Origin of the sequence: Clostridium sp. 16K-1-R1, assembly GCF_023921145.1 — a bacterium.
Classification (GTDB): Bacteria; Bacillota; Clostridia; order Clostridiales; family Clostridiaceae; genus Sarcina; species Sarcina perfringens.
On record NZ_CP046515.1, the window covers coordinates 1,599,187 to 1,619,611 of the forward strand.

Consider the following 20,425-nt stretch of genomic DNA (forward strand, 5'->3'; position numbering starts at 1 on the left):
ATTCTATAAGAATCCATATTAAGAAAATATAAGAAAAACAACATCTTAAAAAGATGTTGTTTTAAATTATTTATTTTTCATTTTCTTTTCATAATTATGATAAAGTATAAAAGCAATTATAGAAAAAACTATTGGACCAGTTATTTGGAATGCCATAGCTGTATAATCTTTATCCTGAATAACAGGTTTTATTATTGTAAATAAATTTGCAAATCCAATTGTAAATGTTACTATTATTGACCAAATTAATGATAATTTATATGACTTATACATAACAAATGGTTTTTCTATATGTTTTTTCTTTTTAAATGCTGGGAAAGCTCCAGATAAGAACATATATGGTATTGTCATGGCCACATTACCCATTAATATTAAATAACTAAAGAATTTATTTGCAGATTCTCCACCAAAAGAAGCTACTAATATAAATATAACAACAACTATACATTGAACCCACATTGCATTAACTGGCATGTTATTTTCATTTAACACAGTCCATTTTTTTGGCCAGATTTCTTTAGGTGTTCCTTCTATTAATTGTTTAATAGGTGCATAACTTAATGTAAAGAAAGCTCCCATTAAGGCTAACATCATTGAAAGACCTATGTATCTTGCAAACCAAGCTCCTAATTGAAGTGAAGCATTAGTACTCATGCCAAAAGCTTGACCTAATTTTACACCTAAGTTTTGAATTACTATATATGCTACATTTGCTAAGTTAACATTATCCCCTGATAATACTTCTTGCCAATTTGTAAATAATCCAACACAAAGTATTCCAACAGCATATCCAACGGCTATTATTATAGATGCAATCATTAATCCCTTTGGAAAATTCTTTTTAGCATCCTTAGTTTCATCAACTAATCCACTTACAGCTTCTAGTCCACCATAAGCAAAAACTGCAAAAACTAAAAATCCTAATACACCTATTGGTGATTGGTAAGATGGATTTTGTGCATGAACAAAGGCAGACCCATTTATTACCTCAGCAGGTTTAAATCCATTGCTTACAAAAACAATAATTGCTCCTAAAATAAGTACTATGTTTGATAATGCAACAACAGTTCCTCCAATTGAAGTAACCTTTGTTATACTCTTTAATCCTTTAGATGATGCATAAGTTATAACTATTATAAGTATTGATCCTAATACAGCCATTGTCTGTGGAACACTTAATCCAAGTAAAGACCATGTTCCTGTAGTATCTTTTCCATATATAACATTTGAGAAAGGAATCCATATTGATGATGAGTTACTAACTAACCATATTAAATTTGATGAATACCACATGAATGTAACTATGAAGGCATATTTATTTCCTACAGATTTAGCCATCCATGAGTATATTCCTCCTCTTTCCTTTCTAAATGCTGCTCCATATTCTGCCATCATAAAAGCATATGGAATTGAGAAAGCTAATGCTGATATTATGTACCATGGAATAGCACTATATCCCATTAAATAAAAGGCCTTTGGCATGTTAGCAAAACCATATACTGATGTGAAAATCATTAATATAAGCGCTGTTAAAGACAATTTACTTTTATGTTCTGAGCTCATATTTTTCCTCCTTGGTTAAATTATTAAGTTATAAAATTTTTATACATATAATATACCATCTTATCATAAAATTTAAACATTTTAAATAATTTTTGAACTAAATAAAAATATTTTATTAATATTTAGTTAATAATTTATTATTATTATAATATTATCAGAAAATTAAAAGTTTTTTTATTAATTAAGTTATTATATAAATTATGATAAAATAATTCAAAATAAAAGTTTTAATTTGTTAATGTAATAAATTATGTGATATTAGTACAAAATATGTTATATTATTATTATAAATATTTTTTTGTGGGGTGATATTTTGGCAGCAGGAAAAACACATGACAAAATTACGGTTATTATGACCCCTTTTATAGCTTCTTTCTTTTTATTTATAAATATGATCTTCTTAGAAGACTTAGGAAGTAGCCTTGCCTTTACAATATTAGGCGTATCTGTATATATGTTTGGTGGGTATATGTTTTCTGGAGATTTAGATATTAAAAGTAGAGAATTTAGAAGATGGGGGTATTTAAAGTTTATTTGGATTCCATACCAAAAACTATTTGAACATAGAAGTGTTTTTACACACGGATTTATATTAGGACCTATAATAAGAATACTTTATGTATCTATTATCCCTATAACAATTTCTTCATTGTTATATTCTTTTTCCATAATTAATATATCTACACCAGAAATGTTAAAGTTAGTTTTTAATTTTATGTCAAAGAATAAAGTTTTATTTGGTAATATGGCTTTAGCCTTATTTTTAGGTTCTGGTCTTCATACCATAACTGATATGATATATAGTTATTTTAAAAGAAAATTCTCATATAAAAAGAGAAAATCAAGTAAGAAATATAGTAGAAGTAAAAGACCTTCAAGAAGGGCTGCATAATAAAAAAGGCTTAGCTTTAATAGCTAAGCCTTTTTATTTTATTGGTAATTCTATAACAAAATTGCATCCTTTTAAAGGACCATCACTTAAATAGATTGTTCCTCCATGTTTTTCTACAATTTCTTTACTTATGGTTAATCCTAATCCAGAACCACCCTTTTTAGAATTTCTTGATTTTTCTTCCCTAACAAAAGGATTAAAAATATGTTTTTTTATTTCTTCACTTAAACCTATACCATCATCACTAACTATTATTTTAACCTTATCATCTTCTTTTTTTAGACTTACTAAAAACTTAGTTCCTTTTTTATTATATTTAACACTATTTATTATTAAATTGCCTATAGCTCTTTCAAGTCTTTTATTATCAAATTCTAAATAAAGATCATCTTCACTTATTTCAAAATCAAAATCAAAGTCTTTTTCTTCTAGGAGATATATGTAATCAGCTATTAAATTTCTTAAAAATTCGCTTAAATCTTGATATTTTTTATGTAAAATAAATTCAGAACTTTGAAGTGTGTAAAATTCAAATAGTTCCATTATCATTTCATTTGCTCTTTCCCCATTGTTCTCAATTATACTTATGTATTTATGTAAAGACTCTTTTTCAATATCTGGATTGTTTTTTATAATATTGGAATATCCTATTATACTTGATAAGGGAGTCTTTAGGTCATGGGCTATATTTCTAACAAATTCTTTCCTTAGCTTTTCTGATTTCTCTTTTAATTTCTTTTCTTCTTCTATTTTAGATGCCATATTATTAAAAGCCTCTCCAAGCTCCTCAAACTCATTGTTTTTTTCTATGTTAATTCTAGTAGAATAATCTCCTAAGGATAATTTCCTAACTCCATTCATAAGCTTATCTAAAGGTTTAGTAAATGTCTTAGAAGTTAATTTTGAATAAAGGATTAGACTCATTGTAAAAATAAAGATATATAAAGAAATCATAATATATACAAATATCTTAAATCCAATTTTAGGATTTCTAGTAAACATTTTTCCGAAGTTTTCTTCAGGTATTCTAGTAATTACAAAGAATCTCCCTTCCTTGCTATAACCAGTATAAGATAAGTAATCCTCATCTATATTAACTCCATGCATTTCATCCACCAAAATTTTACTGAATTCTTCACTGGAATAATTATCTCTTTTCACCTTTTGATCCCCAATTGTTTCTATTACATTTAAATCCTTATCTATAATTTCAATCCATCCACCATGCTCTGTTACATAATCTTGATTACCTATGCTGTTATAATCTTTATTTTCTATTTCTCCTACAAGTATTTTAGAAGATTCATTTTCTATTGGCTCACTTTTTAAATATATACTAACCCCTATAATAAAAGAAATTAGAAATATAGTAGCTGTTATAATAGTAATAAGTAAAAATACCTTAAGATAATTCCTAAGTAATATATTTGATACCTTATATCTGTTTTTTCCTAGATTAAATTTTTTCAAACCTATATCCTATCCCTCTTATAGTTTTTATCTTGCAAGGATTTTTAGGATCTTCCTCTATCTTATCTCTTAAGTGGCTTATATGAACCATTATAGTATTGTCATCACCTAAATACTCCTCTTGCCATACATTTTCATATATTTGTTTTTTAGTAAACACTCTTCCAATGTTGCTCATAAGCATTTCTAAAATTTTAAATTCCTTTGCGTTTAAAGTTACTATTTCTCCATCTTTTTTAACTGTACATCCTTCTTTGCTAAGTTCTAAATTTCCTATTTTTATAAGTTCATTTTCTCCAGAATATTTATAGCATCTTCTTAAATTTGATTTAATCCTAGCCATAAGTTCTACAGGTTTAAAAGGTTTTATAACATAATCATCAGCCCCTAAGCCTAAACCTAATATTTTATCATCATCCTCAATTTTAGCAGTTAAAAATATAACTGGAATCTGACTCCATTCCCTTAACATCTTTAATAGATTAAAGCCATCTATTCCATCCATCATAACATCTAATAAGGCTAAATGTATGTGTTCTTTTTTTAAGATATCTAAGGCTTCTAATCCATTTACAGCCTTAAATACAGTGTATCCTTCCTTTAATAAATGCAATTCTAAAAGATTTCTTATATCTTGTTCATCCTCAGCTATTAAAATATTCATATTCCCCTCCTATATAGTAATTCCTTAAATACATTATAATATTAAACTCTAGATTTACTAAACTTAAAATTATATTATTTAAGATATTTTTAAGCTTAATCTTTAACTTATGATAATATTCTGCTTCTTTATACAAATTAGAATCAAGTTTTTAGATAAAACTAATAAAAATTCTTTGCAAAATTAAAATATTAAAGATTAAGGTCTCAAATAAAAAACAATTCCTTATTTGAGACCTTATATTTATTAGTTATTTAATATATATTCACTTAATTTAGCATTAGCTAACATTAATTTTATTCTATTTTCTTGATTTACCTTAGTTGAAGATGGATCATAATCTACAACAACTATATTAGCTTCTGGATGTTTCTCCATAATTCCTCTAATCATACCTTTTCCAACTATGTGATTAGGAAGACATCCAAAGGGTTGAGCACAAACTATATTATTTACACCACTATTTATAAGTTCTAACATTTCAGCAGTCATAAGCCACCCTTCACCCATTTTAACTCCTCTTCCTATGTACTCTTCAACAGAAGTTTTTAATTCCTTAAATGGAGCAGGTGCTCTAAACTTACTATATTTTTTTATTGAATCTATCATAACATTTTGTAAATGCTCTAAATATGAACATCCAATTTTAGTAAATTTACTTGAGACTTTTTTCATTCCATATAATTTATAATCTATTTCTGAATTAGATAGACAATACATAAAGAAATCTGTAACACCAGACATAACAACTTCAGCATTATCTTCTCTTAAAAATTCCTCTAAATTATTATTTCCTAAAGGAGAATACTTTAAATAAATTTCTCCCACTATACCAACCTTTACTTTTTCAGTTTCTTCTAGTTCTATCTTAGAAAAATCTAAAATTATATTTTTATATAGTTCTCTTACCTTTAAATATTTTAAGCTTTCAAACTTCTCTTTTAAAATCTCAATCCACTTATCTAAAACCCTATCTGTTTCACCCTTATTAATCTCATAAGATTTACACTGATTATACATATACATAAGCAGATCTCCATAATAAAGAGCATATATGCATTTTATTAATAAGCCTGGATACATTTTAAACCCTTCATGCTTTTCTAATCCACTTGCGTTTAAAGAAATTACTGGAACTTGCTCTAAGTTATTTTCTTTTAGTGCCTTTCTTAATAAATGTATATAGTTAGATGCACGACATCCTCCCCCAGTTTGGCTCATTATTAAAGCCGTTTTGTCTGGGTCATATTTTCCACTTTTTAAAGCTTCCATAAGTTGTCCAATTACAATCATAGCTGGATAGCATATATCATTATGAACACTTTTTAATCCTTCTTCAATAGCGCTATTTGTATCACCATCAAAAAATTCTAATTTATAACCGTACTTTTTCATTATTCCAGATAAAAGTTTAAAGTGTATTGGCAACATTGTAGGAGCTAAAATAGTATGAGTCTTTCTCATCTCTTTAGTAAATACTGCAAAATTTTTATTATTTTCCATTTCCATTCTATCACCTATTCCTGTGCTATAGCCTCTAGCAAGCTTCTTATCCTTATTTTAGCTGCGCCTAAATTATTAGTTTCATCTATTTTTAATTGAGTATATATTTTGTTATTTCTCTCTAGTATGTCTTTAACTTCATCAGAAGTTATGGCATCTGTTCCACATCCAAAGGAAACTAATTGTATAAGTTCCATATCTTTATTTTTAGCAACATAATAAGCAGCATTATATAATCTAGCTTGATATGTCCATTGATTTAATATATTAACCTTTGGCTTTTCATGACTTACTTCAATAGAATCTTCTGTTAAAACAACAATTCCTAAGCTACTTAAAACCTTGTCTATTCCATGATTTATTTCTGGATCTATGTGATAAGGTCTTCCTGCTACTACTATAACCTTCTTATTGTTATTTTTAGCATACTCTATAAATTCTTCACCTTTTTCTTTTATATGCTTAGTATATTTATCATACTCTATATAAGCCTTTTCTAAAGCATTTTTAACTTCCTTTTGTTTTATATCTCCAAAAGTTTTATTTAAAATCTCATAAAGTTGTTTGCTTAATAATTTTTTATTGTTTAAGCTTAAATATTCCATCATAAAGTTATTACTATCTAACTCTTTTACATTTGTCTTTAAAAGTTCTGGATAATAAGCTACAACAGGACAATTAAAACAATTATCTGATATACCTTCGTCAAAATTATAACTCATACATGGATAGAATATATGCTCTATATTTTTACTTATTAAGTTTTCTATATGGCCATGAGCTAATTTTGCTGGATAACACACAGTATCTGATGGAATTGTATGTTGCCCTTTTAAATACATCTTCTTATTTGATTCATCAGATAAAACCACCTTAAAGCCTAACTCTTTAAAGAATGTAGCCCATAGAGGAATATTTTCATACATATTTAATACCATTGGTAATCCTATAGTTCCTCTTTTTCCTTCATCTAATGATTCATATTCTCTTAATTTTTTATATTTATACTGATACATATTAGGAATACTTTCAGATTTTTTATTACCAGTTGGTTTTTCACATCTATTTCCTGAAATATATTTTTCTCCATCATTAAAGATGTTTATTGTTAAATTACATCTATTAGTACATAATCCACATTTAGCTATTTTTGATTTATGCGTAAAACTCTCTAAATCCTCTTTAGAAATTATCTTACTTTCCTTTAAATTTTTTCTTTTTGCATAAAGAGCACATCCATAAGCCCCCATAAGTCCTGATATACTAGGTCTTATAACATTCATACCAAGCTCTTTTTCAAAGGCTCTAAGGATGGCATCATTATACATGGTTCCCCCTTGAACAATTATATTTTTTCCTAATTCATCAAGACTTTTTGCTCTTATTACTTTATAAAGAGCATTTTTAACAACACTTACGGAAAGTCCAGCTGAAAGATCTTCTACTGTAGCCCCTTCCTTTTGTGCTTGTTTTACTGATGAGTTCATAAAAACTGTACATCTTGATCCTAAATCTGCACCATGCTTCGCAAATAAACCAAGTTTTGAAAAAGTTTCTACATCATATCCCATTTGATTAGCAAAACTTTCTATAAATGAACCACATCCAGATGAACATGCTTCATTTAGCATTATATTGGCTACAATGCCATCCTTTATTTTAAAGCATTTAATATCTTGTCCACCTATATCTAAAATAAAATCTACCTTAGGATTAAAATGACTTGCTGCAATATAATGAGCTACAGTTTCTACTATTCCAAAATCAATTGAAAAGGCTTTTTTTATTAGCTCTTCTCCATAGCCAGTAACTGCACTACCCATTATCTTAATTTTTTCTCCACATATATTATAAATATGCTTTAATTCTTTTTTTACAACTTCAATAGGATTTCCTTTATTAGATCCATAATATTCATATAAAATATTATCCTCTTTATCTATTAAAACAACCTTTGTTGTAGTACTTCCAGCATCTATGCCTACATATGCCTCTCCAGCATAATTATTTATATCACTAACTTTAACCTTAGCTTTTTTGTGTCTTTCCTTAAACTCATTATATTCTCCTTCAGAATTAAATAATGGATCTATTATATTCATAGTTGATATTTCATTATGATTTTCTTTTATTATATTTAATAATTCCTCATATTCATATTTTTTATTATTTTCCTTTGAATATATAGCACTTCCAATAGCCACAAAAACCTGTGCATTTTCAGGAGAAACAACATCATTATCCTTTAATTTTAATGTTTTTATGAATCTCTCTCTTAGTCCCTTACAGAAATATAAAGGTCCTCCTAAAAACATTATTTTTCCCTCAATACTTCTTCCTTGTGCTAGTCCACCTATTGTTTGATTTACAACAGATTGGAATACACTAGCTGAAATATCCTCTTTTCTTGCTCCTTGATTTAATAGGGGTTGTATATCAGTTTTAGCAAAAACCCCACATCTTGAAGCAATCTCATATATATTCTCATGTTTAAGACTTAAGTTGTCCATTTCATCTACAGTAAGCCCCATAAGGTGAGCCATTTGATCTATGAAAGCTCCTGTTCCCCCTGCACAACTTGAGTTCATTCTCTCCTCAAAACCACCAGTTAAAAAAATTATCTTGGCATCTTCTCCTCCAAGCTCTATTGCCACATCCACATCATCATAATATCTTTTTATAGCTAAAGTTGTAGCAAATACTTCTTGAACAAAAGGTAAATTATACTCTTTTGAAATTCCATAACCAGCAGATCCAGTTATAGCTATCTTAAATTTTTTATTCTCAATTATCCCTTTTATATTTTCTAGTTCTTCGATTAGCTTTTCTCTTACCTTAGAGTAATGTCTTTCATAATTTGAGTAAAGTATCTTGTCCTCTTCATTTAAGACTATACACTTTAAGGTTGTAGACCCTGCATCAATACCTATTTTGTAATACAAAGTTAATGTCACCTCTTTATTAATAATTGATATATTTCTATTAATTATCATGCAAAAATATGAATAAATTTTGAAGAAATAATTCATTTTTCGTTAACTCTTTATTAACTATATCATAATTATTTAATTATATCACCTAATTAAAAGTTTTAATAACAAGCAAAATTTAAATTTACTTTTAAAAATTACTCCATATTCTCATTAAAATAAAGATTACTTATTAACTGTAAATATATGCATAAAAAGTGGTTATTAAGCAAAAAACTCAATAACCACCTTCCTTATATTTAATTATCTTCTTTTCTTGCCCTTTGAGCTTCTTTGGCTCTTTTGATCAAATCCTCTTGATTTGTTTCCTCTTTGTTTTTTACTATGAGAACTTCTTTTCTTATCTTCTGACTCTCTTCTTCCGCTATTCTCATTTCTATTTTTTCTTCCACCACTTTTGTGATTACTATGATTATTTCCTTTCCCAAAGCTATTTTTATCTCTAATTAAGCATTTTGGACCATTACCAATTAAATCTTCCCTACCTGCCTTAACTAAAGCATCATAAACTATGTTATAATTCTTTGGATTTTTAAATTGTAATAAAGCTCTTTGCATTGCCTTTTCTTCTTTACTTCTAGGAATATAAACTTCTTCCATTGTTAAAGGATCTAATCCAGTATAGAACATTGTAGTTGATAATGTTCCTGGTGTTGGATAGAAATCTTGTACCTGCTCTGGTTGATAATTTATATCTCTTAAATATTCAGCAAGCATAATTGCATCTTCTAACTTGCATCCTGGATGACTTGACATTAAATAAGGAATGATGAATTGTTTCTTTCCTAATCTTTCTGTAATTCTAAAGAATTTTCTTCTAAACTCATCATAAGTTTTTCCTGCTGGTTTACCCATGTATTTTAAAACATTTGGAGATACATGCTCTGGTGCAACTTTTAATTGACCACTTACATGATGCTCAACTAATTCCTTAAAGAAAGTATCATCCTTATCTGCCATTATATAATCATATCTTAATCCTGAACGTATAAATACCTTTTTAATTCCTGGTAATTTTCTTACTCTTCTTAATAAATGAAGGTATTCTCTATGATCTACCTCCATGTTCTTACATATACCTGGTGACATACATCTTTTATGTTTACAAGCTCCTAAAGTTAGTTGCTTCTTACATGCTGGCTTTCTAAAGTTAGCTGTAGGTCCCCCTATATCGTGTATGTACCCTTTAAAATCATCATATTTAGTTATTTCTTCAGCTTCTTCTACTATAGAATCTTCACTTCTACTAGTTACAATTCTTCCTTGATGGAAGGTTATTGCACAGAATGAACAGTTTCCTGAGCATCCCCTTGAACTTACTAAACTAAACTTAACCTCTTCAATAGCAGCTATACCACCATCTTTCTCATAAATAGGATGGTAAGTTTTTTGATATGGAAGAGCATACACTCTATCTAATTCTTCCCTTGAAAGAGGCATTTCTGGTTTATTTATAACAACGTATTTCCCATTATGTTCTTGAACTAAAGTTCTTCCTCTTACAGGATCTTGCTCATCATATTGAATTTTAAAGCATTCTGCATAAGTTCTCTTATCACTTGAAACTTCTTTAAATGATGGCAGAACTATATGCTCCTCATAGATTTCATCTAAACTATCAGCTATGTAACATGTTCCTGGTATATGTCTTATGTACTTTCCATCAAATCCTTGATTTAAGAAGTCAGCCACTTCAACGATTTGCTTTTCACTCATTCCATATACTAAAAGATCAGCTCCACTATCAACTAAAATTGATTTTCTTACCTTGTTATCCCAGTAATCATAATGAGCAAATCTTCTTAAACTAGCTTCAATTCCACCAATTACTATGTTAACATCCTTATAAGCTTCTCTTATTTTATTACAATAAACTATTGTAGCTCTATCAGGTCTCTTACCCATTTCCCCCTTAGGAGTATATAGATCTTTCTTTCTTAACTTTTTGCTTACTGTATAGTGATTAACCATAGGATCCATGTTACCACCATTAACTAAGAATCCTAATCTTGGTCTACCTAATTTTTTAAAATCATCAACGCTCTTCCAATCTGGTTGAGCTATTATTCCAACCTTATATCCAGCATTCTCTAAAACCCTAGATATAATTGCTGTACCAAAACTATGATGGTCTATGTATGCATCTGCTGTAACTAGTACAAAGTCACATTGTTCCCATCCTCTTTCTATCATATCATCTTTGCAAATTGGCAAAAACTTATTTTCACTCATTTCTTCACCTACTTGTCTCTTCTTAAGCTTATTTAAAACTCCTCTAAATAAATCTTCATATGATTATAACATTAAAAAGAGTCTGTATCAAAATAATTTTTAGTAAACCTTATAAATAGTGTAAATAAACTTTCTAGAGAAATATATTATTTTCTCAATATGTTTATAAGGTTTATTGTTATATTTTTTTGCAGTTCCTTTAAACTTCCTTCCAAAAATTTTTGCAAGTGTTTTTAATTCCTTCTTCACTTTCTACTAAAATATTTAAAAACCACTCTCTTGGAAGTAGCCTCTTATATTTATTTGTAAAGTATCTATCATCTAATAAAAGTACTACCCCCTTATCTTTTTCTGTTCTAATGCATCTTCCCGCTGCTTGAAGCACCTTAATTATTCCAGGATAAACATAGGCATAGTCAAAACCATTTTTACCTATAGAGTTATAATATTCTTTTATACTTTCTCTCTCTAAGCAAATTTTAGGCATACCAACTCCAATAATTATAACTCCAATAAGTTTATCTAAGGTTAAATCTATTCCCTCTGAAAAATGCCCCCCTAAAACGGCTAAACCAAGATGTGTTTTTTCTCCTCCTTCTTTAAATAAAGATAAAAACTCTTCTTTTTCCTCTTCATTCATATGATCCCCTTGGGCTACTAAACTAAAATCAACTTCTCTTTTTTTAATTTCCTCATGAACCATCCACATATATTCATAAGAAGGGAAAAATACAAGATAGTTACCTCTCTTGCTTTTAACACATTCTATTATGTAATTAACTATTTTAGGAAGAGTTCTCTTTCTATTAGAATAGGTTGTTGATACATCCTTTCCAACTATAGTAAGCTTATTTTTATAATCAAAGGGAGAAGTTAAATTAACAGAATAATCTCCTTCCTGTGCTCCATAAAGTTCTTTAAAATACTCCATAGGAAGAAGAGTAGCTGAAAATATTATAACTGATTTAAACCTATTCATTATACTTTTAAGTATCCTAGATGGATCTAAACAGTTAATTGATAATTCCAAGTTATTTCCATCTGATTTATACAAAGTAGTAAAATCTTCTCCATAATAAGAACATATATTTAAGAATTCATACACATTAAAATATAACTCTAAAAGATTTGAATTCTCTTCACTAGATTTACTCTCATAAATATCTACCTTTTCTAAAAAACCTCTTAAAATTCCATATAAATCACTTGGTTCTTCCTTTTCTACAAGACTTTTAGTTTCTAAATTTTCTAAAACCTTTCTTTTTTCTATTAAATATTTATTAGCCCTATCTAAAGAGTTATATATTCCCTTATCCTTACTTTTAAATTCTCTTTTTAGCTTTAAAAAATCATCTTTAAATATTTTGGAAGAATACATACTTCTTCCCCTATCTAAAAGATTATGAGATTCATCTATTAAAATTGTATAATCCTTGGCTTTTCCTTCTAATATTCCCTTTAAAGAAGCCTGAGGATCAAATATATAATTATAATCACATATTACTACATCACAAAAATTACTTAGCTCAAGAGAAAATTCAAAGGGACAAATATTATATTCCTCAGATAATTTGTTTATATATTCTAAATCATATTCTTCCTTATGCTTTAGTGCTTCCTTTAAAGCAATATTAACCCTATCAAAGTATCCATTAGCATAAGGGCAATATTCTGGAATACACTTTTTTTCTTCCATCTTGCAACATTTTTCCTTTGCAGTTATATTAACACTTCTTAGATTTAATCCTTTTTCTCTCATAATACGCAAAGTATTATTTGCAATTTCTCTTGTGGTAGTTTTAGCCGTTATATAAAAAATCTTGTTAGTTTCCTTAGCTCCTAAAGCTTTTACGGCAGGAAATAATATAGACATTGTTTTCCCCGTGCCAGTAGGTGCTTCTGCAAAACATTTTTTCCCCTCTGTAATAGCCTTATAAACTCTAATAGCTAGTTCTCTCTGCCCCTTCCTATAAGACTTAAAAGGGAAATTAAAACTTTCTATAGAATCATTTCTAAAGTCTATCCATTTTTTCTCTAAAAGTATCCACTCTTTATATTTTTCTATTAAATCATAGAAAAACTCTCTAAGTTCATGAAAACTATATTCTTTCCTTAAAAACTTTGTTCCAAAATCTTCAACATTGTAATAAGTTAACTGTACTATTATTGAGTCTAAATTTTTCTCTTTGCTGTATATATAAGCATATACTTTAGCCTGAGCCCAATGCAATTCATTAAAGTCATAATCTATATCCATTACGTTTTTTGTAGTAGTTTTTATTTCATCAATAATTATTTTTTTATTTTCCTCTAATATTCCATCTGCTCTACCTTCTACCCTTAAAGTAAAATCTTCAAAATCAATATCCTCTTTTAAGGTAACTTCAGCCCTATCCTTTTCAGAATAAGAACTCTGTATTTTCTTGTGTCCCTTTATTCCTTCTAAAGCTCTTGCAGATGCTTTTATACGACTATCTATACTCCCTCTTCTTAAAACAAATTCAACTAAGTTTCTTATAGAAATCTTTATTAATTCATTTTTCACTTAAATCACCCATTTTCACTGTGTATATATAAACTCTATCACATAATTAATAAAAATAAAAAGCCTAAAAAAATTAAATTTCTCTAGACTTTTTGTTTTTATTAAGAATTTACTTTTATCTCTTCTTCTAAACCTTGTGATAAATGTTTTTTATAAAATACAATAAAGCATGTTACTGTTGATAGAGCTGCTATTATATCTGCAAAAGGTTCTGCCATAAGAACTCCCATAAGCTTGTTTTCAAAAATCATTGGAAGCACATATATAAATGGTATTAAAAGCACAATTTTTCTAAGTAAGGCTAAAATTAATGATATTTTTGCTTGTCCTAAAGCTAAAAAAGTTTGTTGACAAGCAACTTGTGCACCAAAAAGCAAAATACCTGCAAAGTATATTCTAATACTCCATGAGGTTATCTCCATTAATTGAGGATTATTGCTATTAAAAATCTTTACAAACACATCTGGTAAAATCATTAATGCACTCCACATAATTGTGGTAAATACCATTGATGATACTAAAAGTAATTTAAAGGCTTTTTTTACTCTATAGACTTTATTAGCCCCATAGTTATAACTTATTATAGGTTGTGCCCCTTGAGAAAGTCCCATTAATGGAAGTAATATTATTTGCATTACACTACTCATAATAGTCATTGCTCCAACGGCTAAGTCTCCACCATACTTTAATAAATTATTATTCATACTTATTATGACTAAACTTTCAGTAGCTTGCATTATAAATGGAGAGACTCCTAAAGCCATTATTGAAAATAATATTTTTAATTTTGGCTTTAAGAATTTTTTTCTTATTCTAAGAATACTTTGTTTTCCAAATAAAAAGTATAATACCCATATAGCAGAGGCGCATTGACCAATTATAGTTGCTAAAGCTGCTCCCTTAACTCCCATATTAAATCCAAAGATTAAAATAGGATCTAATACAATATTTATTACAGCTCCTACCATAACTGTTATCATTCCAACCTTAGCAAATCCTTGAGTATTTATAAAGGAATTCATTCCTAAGGCAATTTGAACAAATATAGTACCTATTAAATAAATACCTAAATAATCTAAAGCATATCCTATAGTTGCATCACTAGCCCCAAAGGCCCATAAAATTGGCTCCTTAAACATAAAGAAAAATACTGTTAAAAATAAAGCTAATCCTATAAGTGCAGAAAAACTATTTGTCATTATTTCTTCAGCATCTTCTTTTTTCTTTTCTCCCATTTTAATCGCTGCTAAAGGAGCTCCTCCCATACCAACTAAACCACTAAAAGCAGCGACTATCATTATAATTGGAAAGGCTACCCCAACTCCAGCCATAGCCATATCACCAGATTGCAATCTTCCTATAAACATTCTATCTACTATATTGTATAAAACATTAACAAGTTGAGCTATTATAGCTGGCATAGCTAGTTTAAAAAGGAGCTTTCCAATACTATCCCTTCCTAAATCTGTTTCTTTTTTGCTCATACTATTCACCATTCTTTCCCCTAATTTTATTTATGCTCATGATTTTTTATATGATTCATACAATAACATTTATTACTTCTACATTTTAAACAGTGTCTAAATTCCATATTAGGATTATCTAAATTTATAATGTTTTAAAGAATGACAAATATATTTTCATAAAAATAGGGTTTTTAAATGTATGAATATACTATCTTCTTCATATTGTCCATTTCTTTTTCCATATCAGAAACAAGCTTAAATTGATTTCTAGCTCTATCTAAGTTGTGATTTTCCCTATGTATTTTAAAGTAAACATCTCCATTTAAATAATCCATAAGAAATCTCATTCCACATTCAAAGGTCATAAGTTTAGCTGCAAAAGGTAAATATTCAATTTCCTCTTTTGTAAAGGCATCCCCTGCTGACTCTAAAAACCCTTTTGCAAAATGCTCATAAAAATTTAAATCAAAGTTTACCTTAGATAAATCCACTTCATCTTCTAAAGCAGTTGTAGCTCCAGAACGAATAGAATCTCCAAAATCATATAGTGATAGTCCTGGCATAACAGTATCTAAATCAATAACTGCAATTCCTTCTCCTGTTTCATCATCTATCATTATATTATTAAACTTTGTATCATTATGAGTAACTCTTAAAGGAAGTTTATTTTCTTTTATCATATTTACTAAAACTTTTGTATCTTCAGCACGGTTAATTACAAAATCTATTTCTTCTTTTACCTCCTTTGCCCTTCCTTTTTTATCTTCCCTTACAGCTTCCATAAATACCTCAAATCTCTTTTCTGTATTATGAAAATCAGGGATTGTATCATAAAGCATATCAACATTAAAATCTGATAATTGCTTTTGAAATTTTCCTAAAGCCTTACCAGCTGTATATAAATGCTCAGGTTTTTCAACTATTTGATAGGTACTAGCGCCATGTATGAAATTAAAAATTCTCCAATAATTTCCCTCTTTGCATTTATAGAAACTTTTACCTTCTTTTGTCTTCACTATATTTAAAGTTTCCCTTAAAGGGTCTCCATTTTCTTCTATAATTTTATTTTTTATATGTGAAGTAACATTTTCAATATTCTCCATTAGTTGCTCTGGATTTTTGAATATGTCAGAGTTTACTCTTTGAAGAACATATTTTATTTCTTTTCCATTTTCCCCTTCACAATTTATTATAAATGTATCATTTATATGGCCACAAACATGGCTATCTGATGTTTTTAGCTCTCCCTCTAAATTAAAATTTTCTGCTATGCTTTTAAAATCATAAGTCTTGTTCATTTTATTTAAACTCCTCCCACAAATCATCTGGATAAATTTTTTTAGATAAATTTTTTAAAGAATCCCTAACGCTTTCTTTATCATCTTTATAAGTAACTCCATACCATTGTTCATTTGTTTTTAAAACCTTAACTTTAACTTTATCTTCTTTTATAAGCTCATCTATTGCTGTAGGCAAATAAAACTCCTCTTTACATTTATCTATACTTTTATCTTTTAAAAAATTTAAAAATCTATATTCTAGTTCTGTAAATATGCTAGGTTTTAATCCCCAAATATTCATAGAAACTAAGGTGTTTTTAGGAATATTATAATAATTTCCATTCTCTTCATAGCATATACTATTTCCTTTTTTCATAATTTTTGTTTTTTCTTTAATAGAAATTAAGTCTCCCTTAGAATTCAAATCACATATTCCTCTAGATACACTTCCAAAGTCAGTTAATGTTTTTCCTACCCTAAACCCCACCATAAAGTATTCAGAATCACACTTACTTTTTTTAATTTCTTCACAAAGTACTTTATAAGTTTCTCTTCCATAAAAATCATCAGCATTTATAACTATGAAAGGTTCCTCTATAAAACCTTTGCAACATAAAATTGCATGTCCAGTTCCCCAAGGTTTAACTCTTTTAAATTTCCCTTTAAATTCTTTTTCTAAATTATCAACTTCTTGAAAAACATATTCAGTCTCTATTATATTTTCTATTTTAATCCCTATAGTTTCTCTAAATTTCTTAAAAATATCTTTTTTTATTATAAATACAACCTTTGTAACACCAGCTTTAATAGCATCATAAATGGAATATTCTATTATGGTCTCTCCCTTTGGCCCTATTTTATCAATTTGCTTTAACCCTCCATATCTACTTCCCATTCCTGCTGCCATTATTACTAAAGTAATCTTGTCCAATTTCATCCCCTCACTTTTTAATACTTTTCTCCCCTTAAACCATAAATAAATTTTATAAGTTATTTAACATAGTTAAATTTATTTTACTAAATTTTCTTTTATTTTTCTCTGAATTTTATAAAAAATTAAAATATTGTTAAATATTATACAATTCTATCTTAATAATCATACTATTTTATATAAAATAAAAAAATCTATTTATTTTAGTATTTTTTTTATAAAAATCTATAAGCTAATATAATAGGAAAGGATGTGATTATTTTTGTGGTACAAAAAATCAAAAAATGAAATACTACAGGAATTAGATGTAGATGAAAAAAATGGTCTTTCCTCTACTGAGGCATTAAGAAGACTTGAAAAGTATGGTAAGAATAAACTCGAAACTAAAAAGAAGAAAACTCTATTTAAACAGTTCTTATCTCAGCTTAAAGATGTAATGATTTATATACTAATCATAGCTGCAATAATATCTGCATTTTTAGGAGAAATAAGTGATGCTTTAATAATACTCTTAGTCATAATAATAAATGCAGTTATAGGAGTTATTCAAGAATCTAAAGCAGAAAAAGCCTTAGATGCTTTAAAGGAACTTTCCACTCCTAAAGCTCTTGTTAAAAGGGATGGTTCTTTAAAGGAAATTCTTTCAGAAGATATTGTACCAGGGGATATTGTAATAATAGATGCTGGTAGATATATTCCTGGTGATTTAAGATTAATTGATACAGCAAACTTAAAAATAGAGGAATCTGCTTTTACAGGTGAATCTGTTCCTTCTGAAAAAGATGCTTCCTTTTTACCAGATAAAGAAATTCCTATTGGAGACCAAAATAATATGGCCTTTATGTCTACTCTAGCTACATATGGTCGTGGAGTTGGAGTGGTTGTTGGTACTGGAATGAATACTGAAATTGGTAAAATAGCTAAAATGATAGAACAAGAAGAAAATGATGAGACTCCATTACAAAAAAAATTAAGCGAACTTGGAAAAATTCTAGGATTTTTAGCTGTAGGTATATGTATTCTAATTTTTATTATTTCATTTTTTCAAGGAAGAGATTTACTTGAAATGTTCTTAACTTCTATTTCTTTGGCTGTTGCCGCTATTCCAGAGGGATTGCCTGCCATAGTTGCTATAGTATTAGCACTAGGAGTTCAAAGAATGGTAAAAAAGAATGCAATAATAAGAAAGCTTCCTGCTGTGGAAACTCTTGGTTCTGTAAGTATAATATGTTCTGATAAGACAGGTACACTAACTCAAAATAAAATGACTGTAACCACTGTTTACACAAATGATTCTTATATAAAAGAGAGTGAATTTAATTTAAATGATAATGAATCTAAACTTTTAGTAGATTGTATGGTTCTTTGTAATGATGCCACATACTCAGAAAAAAGCCAAACTGGCGATCCTACTGAAATAGCACTTTTAGAGTCTCCTTTTAAACTTAATATACTAAAAGAAAAACTTGAAAAAGAATTTAAAAGAATAGATGAAATTCCTTTTGATTCTGATAGAAAGTTAATGACTACAGTAAACTTAGTAGATGACAAAAAAGCTCGTGTATTTACTAAGGGTGCCTTAGATTCTATACTTTCAATTTGTAATAAAATATCTGTTAATGGAAAATTACTAGACTTCTCAAAGGAATATAAAGCTAAAGTTTTAGAAAACTCTAATATAATGTCAGACAAAGCCTTAAGAGTTCTTGCCTTTGCGTATAAAGATATATCTAAAGAAAATATAGTTTTAGATTCTTTAGAAAAAGATTTAGTTTTCATTGGCATGGTTGGAATGATTGATCCACCTAGACTAGAGGTTAAAGATTCTATTAAACTATGTAAAAGTGCTGGAATAACTCCAGTTATGATAACTGGTGACCATAAAAATACAGCCTTTGCTATTGCAAATGAACTAGGAATAGCAGAAGATATTTCTCAAGCCATTACTGGTCATGAAATAGATAAATTTAAAGAAGAAGAGTTCAATGAAAAAATTATAAATTACAGAGTCTTTGCAAGAGTGTCTCCTGAACACAAAGTAAAAATAGTTAAAGCCTTTAAGTCTCATGGAAATATAGTTTCTATGACTGGAGATGGAGTTAATGATGCACCTTCCTTAAAGGCAGCTGATATAGGTGTAGCTATGGGCATAACAGGTACAGATGTATCTAAAGGAGCCTCAGATATGATTCTTACTGATGATAATTTTTCAACAATAGTTTCTGCTGTAGAAGAAGGAAGAAAAATCTATCTAAATATAAAAAAATCTATAGTATTTTTATTATCATGTAATTTAGGAGAAATACTAACACTATTTACAGCTATATTACTAAATTGGAATTCTCCTCTTCAACCAATACACATTCTTTGGGTTAATTTAATTACAGATAGTTTTCCAGCTCTAGCTTTAGGAGTTGATAAAACAAAGGAAGATGTTATGAATAACCCTCCTAGAAATCCTAAGGAAAGTATATTTATTAAGTCTGATAAAATTCAACTTATAATAAATGGAGTTTTAATAGGAGGAATAACCCTATTTGCATTTAAATTAGGTGAAAGACTTTATGCTGATTCCTTAATTCATGCCCAAACAATGGCCTTTGTTGTACTAAGTGTATCTCAATTATTTTTATCACTATCTCTAAGAAGTAATATTAAATCAGCGTTCTCCTTAGGAATATTTTCTAATAAATACTTAGTATATTCAATTTTACTTGGAATCTTCCTTCAAGTAATAATAATTTCAATAAGCTTTATTGCTAATATATTTAAGGTTACTCCTTTACTTTTATATGATTGGATTGTGGTTATACTTGTATCCTTAATTCCATTTGCAATAAATGAAATCTTAAAATTATTTAGAAAGTAAAAATAAAAAAGTAAGGTATC

At 28.2% G+C, this 20,425-nt stretch carries 12 protein-coding genes; 2 read left to right on the plus strand and 10 right to left on the minus strand.

Annotated features, from left to right (window positions below; all coding sequences use genetic code 11):
• Window positions 1-66: 66 nt before the first annotated feature.
• A complete protein-coding gene (yjeM, locus tag GOM42_RS07065; protein ID WP_061415564.1) occupies window positions 67-1,563 on the minus strand; it encodes a glutamate/gamma-aminobutyrate family transporter YjeM in 1,497 nt (498 codons plus the stop codon).
• A gap of 313 nt (window positions 1,564-1,876) precedes the next feature.
• On the opposite strand from yjeM, the gene GOM42_RS07070 reads away from it, so the two are divergent.
• The gene (locus GOM42_RS07070) at window positions 1,877-2,455 is read left to right on the plus strand and encodes a metal-binding protein (protein ID WP_049039432.1); all 579 of its coding nucleotides are present in this window, start codon (window positions 1,877-1,879) and stop codon (window positions 2,453-2,455) included.
• A 33-nt stretch (window positions 2,456-2,488) separates the two neighbouring features.
• On the opposite strand, the gene GOM42_RS07075 is transcribed toward GOM42_RS07070, so the two are convergent.
• The 9 genes from GOM42_RS07075 to GOM42_RS07115 form a co-directional block, all read right to left on the minus strand.
• Window positions 2,489-3,925: a HAMP domain-containing sensor histidine kinase gene (locus GOM42_RS07075; RefSeq protein ID WP_049039431.1), complete on the minus strand. Its 1,437-nt coding sequence runs from the start codon at window positions 3,923-3,925 to the stop codon at window positions 2,489-2,491.
• Window positions 3,912-4,589: a response regulator transcription factor gene (locus GOM42_RS07080; protein WP_003453585.1), complete on the minus strand. Its 678-nt coding sequence runs from the start codon at window positions 4,587-4,589 to the stop codon at window positions 3,912-3,914. Before GOM42_RS07080 ends, GOM42_RS07075 begins: the two co-directional genes overlap by 14 nt.
• Window positions 4,590-4,835: 246 nt before the next feature.
• Window positions 4,836-6,098: a 2-hydroxyacyl-CoA dehydratase gene (locus tag GOM42_RS07085; RefSeq protein WP_003453604.1), complete on the minus strand. Its 1,263-nt coding sequence runs from the start codon at window positions 6,096-6,098 to the stop codon at window positions 4,836-4,838.
• Window positions 6,099-6,106: 8 nt separating this feature from the next.
• Complete coding sequence (locus GOM42_RS07090) at window positions 6,107-9,034, minus strand: acyl-CoA dehydratase activase-related protein (RefSeq protein WP_075809868.1); 2,928 nt, start codon at window positions 9,032-9,034, stop codon at window positions 6,107-6,109.
• A gap of 291 nt (window positions 9,035-9,325) precedes the next feature.
• Complete coding sequence (locus GOM42_RS07095) at window positions 9,326-11,314, minus strand: YgiQ family radical SAM protein (RefSeq protein WP_003456641.1); 1,989 nt, start codon at window positions 11,312-11,314, stop codon at window positions 9,326-9,328.
• Between the two features lie 199 nt (window positions 11,315-11,513).
• Window positions 11,514-13,859, minus strand: coding sequence for an ATP-dependent DNA helicase (locus GOM42_RS07100; RefSeq protein WP_110077449.1), 2,346 nt, complete (start codon window positions 13,857-13,859; stop codon window positions 11,514-11,516).
• A 101-nt stretch (window positions 13,860-13,960) separates the two neighbouring features.
• Window positions 13,961-15,355: an MATE family efflux transporter gene (locus GOM42_RS07105; protein ID WP_003456644.1), complete on the minus strand. Its 1,395-nt coding sequence runs from the start codon at window positions 15,353-15,355 to the stop codon at window positions 13,961-13,963.
• 161 nt (window positions 15,356-15,516) lie between these two features.
• On the minus strand, window positions 15,517-16,623 hold the full coding sequence (locus tag GOM42_RS07110) for an aminoglycoside phosphotransferase family protein (RefSeq protein ID WP_003456622.1): 1,107 nt from the start codon (window positions 16,621-16,623) through the stop codon (window positions 15,517-15,519).
• A gap of 1 nt (window position 16,624) precedes the next feature.
• Entirely contained in the window at window positions 16,625-17,536 is a 912-nt protein-coding gene (locus tag GOM42_RS07115) for a sugar phosphate nucleotidyltransferase (RefSeq protein ID WP_003456596.1), read from the minus strand.
• Window positions 17,537-17,798: 262 nt separating this feature from the next.
• On the opposite strand from GOM42_RS07115, the gene GOM42_RS07120 reads away from it, so the two are divergent.
• On the plus strand, window positions 17,799-20,405 hold the full coding sequence (locus GOM42_RS07120; RefSeq protein ID WP_003456470.1) for a calcium-transporting P-type ATPase, PMR1-type: 2,607 nt from the start codon (window positions 17,799-17,801) through the stop codon (window positions 20,403-20,405).
• Window positions 20,406-20,425 lie beyond the last annotated feature (20 nt).

Coding starts and splice junctions, on each gene's coding strand:
- yjeM (WP_061415564.1), bottom strand. CDS start 1,563: ATGAGCTCAGAACATAAAAGTAAATTGTCTTTAACAGCGCTTATATTA.
- GOM42_RS07080 (WP_003453585.1), bottom strand. CDS start 4,589: ATGAATATTTTAATAGCTGAGGATGAACAAGATATAAGAAATCTTTTA.
- GOM42_RS07085 (WP_003453604.1), bottom strand. CDS start 6,098: ATGGAAATGGAAAATAATAAAAATTTTGCAGTATTTACTAAAGAGATG.
- GOM42_RS07095 (WP_003456641.1), bottom strand. CDS start 11,314: ATGAGTGAAAATAAGTTTTTGCCAATTTGCAAAGATGATATGATAGAA.
- GOM42_RS07105 (WP_003456644.1), bottom strand. CDS start 15,355: ATGGTGAATAGTATGAGCAAAAAAGAAACAGATTTAGGAAGGGATAGT.
- GOM42_RS07110 (WP_003456622.1), bottom strand. CDS start 16,623: ATGAACAAGACTTATGATTTTAAAAGCATAGCAGAAAATTTTAATTTA.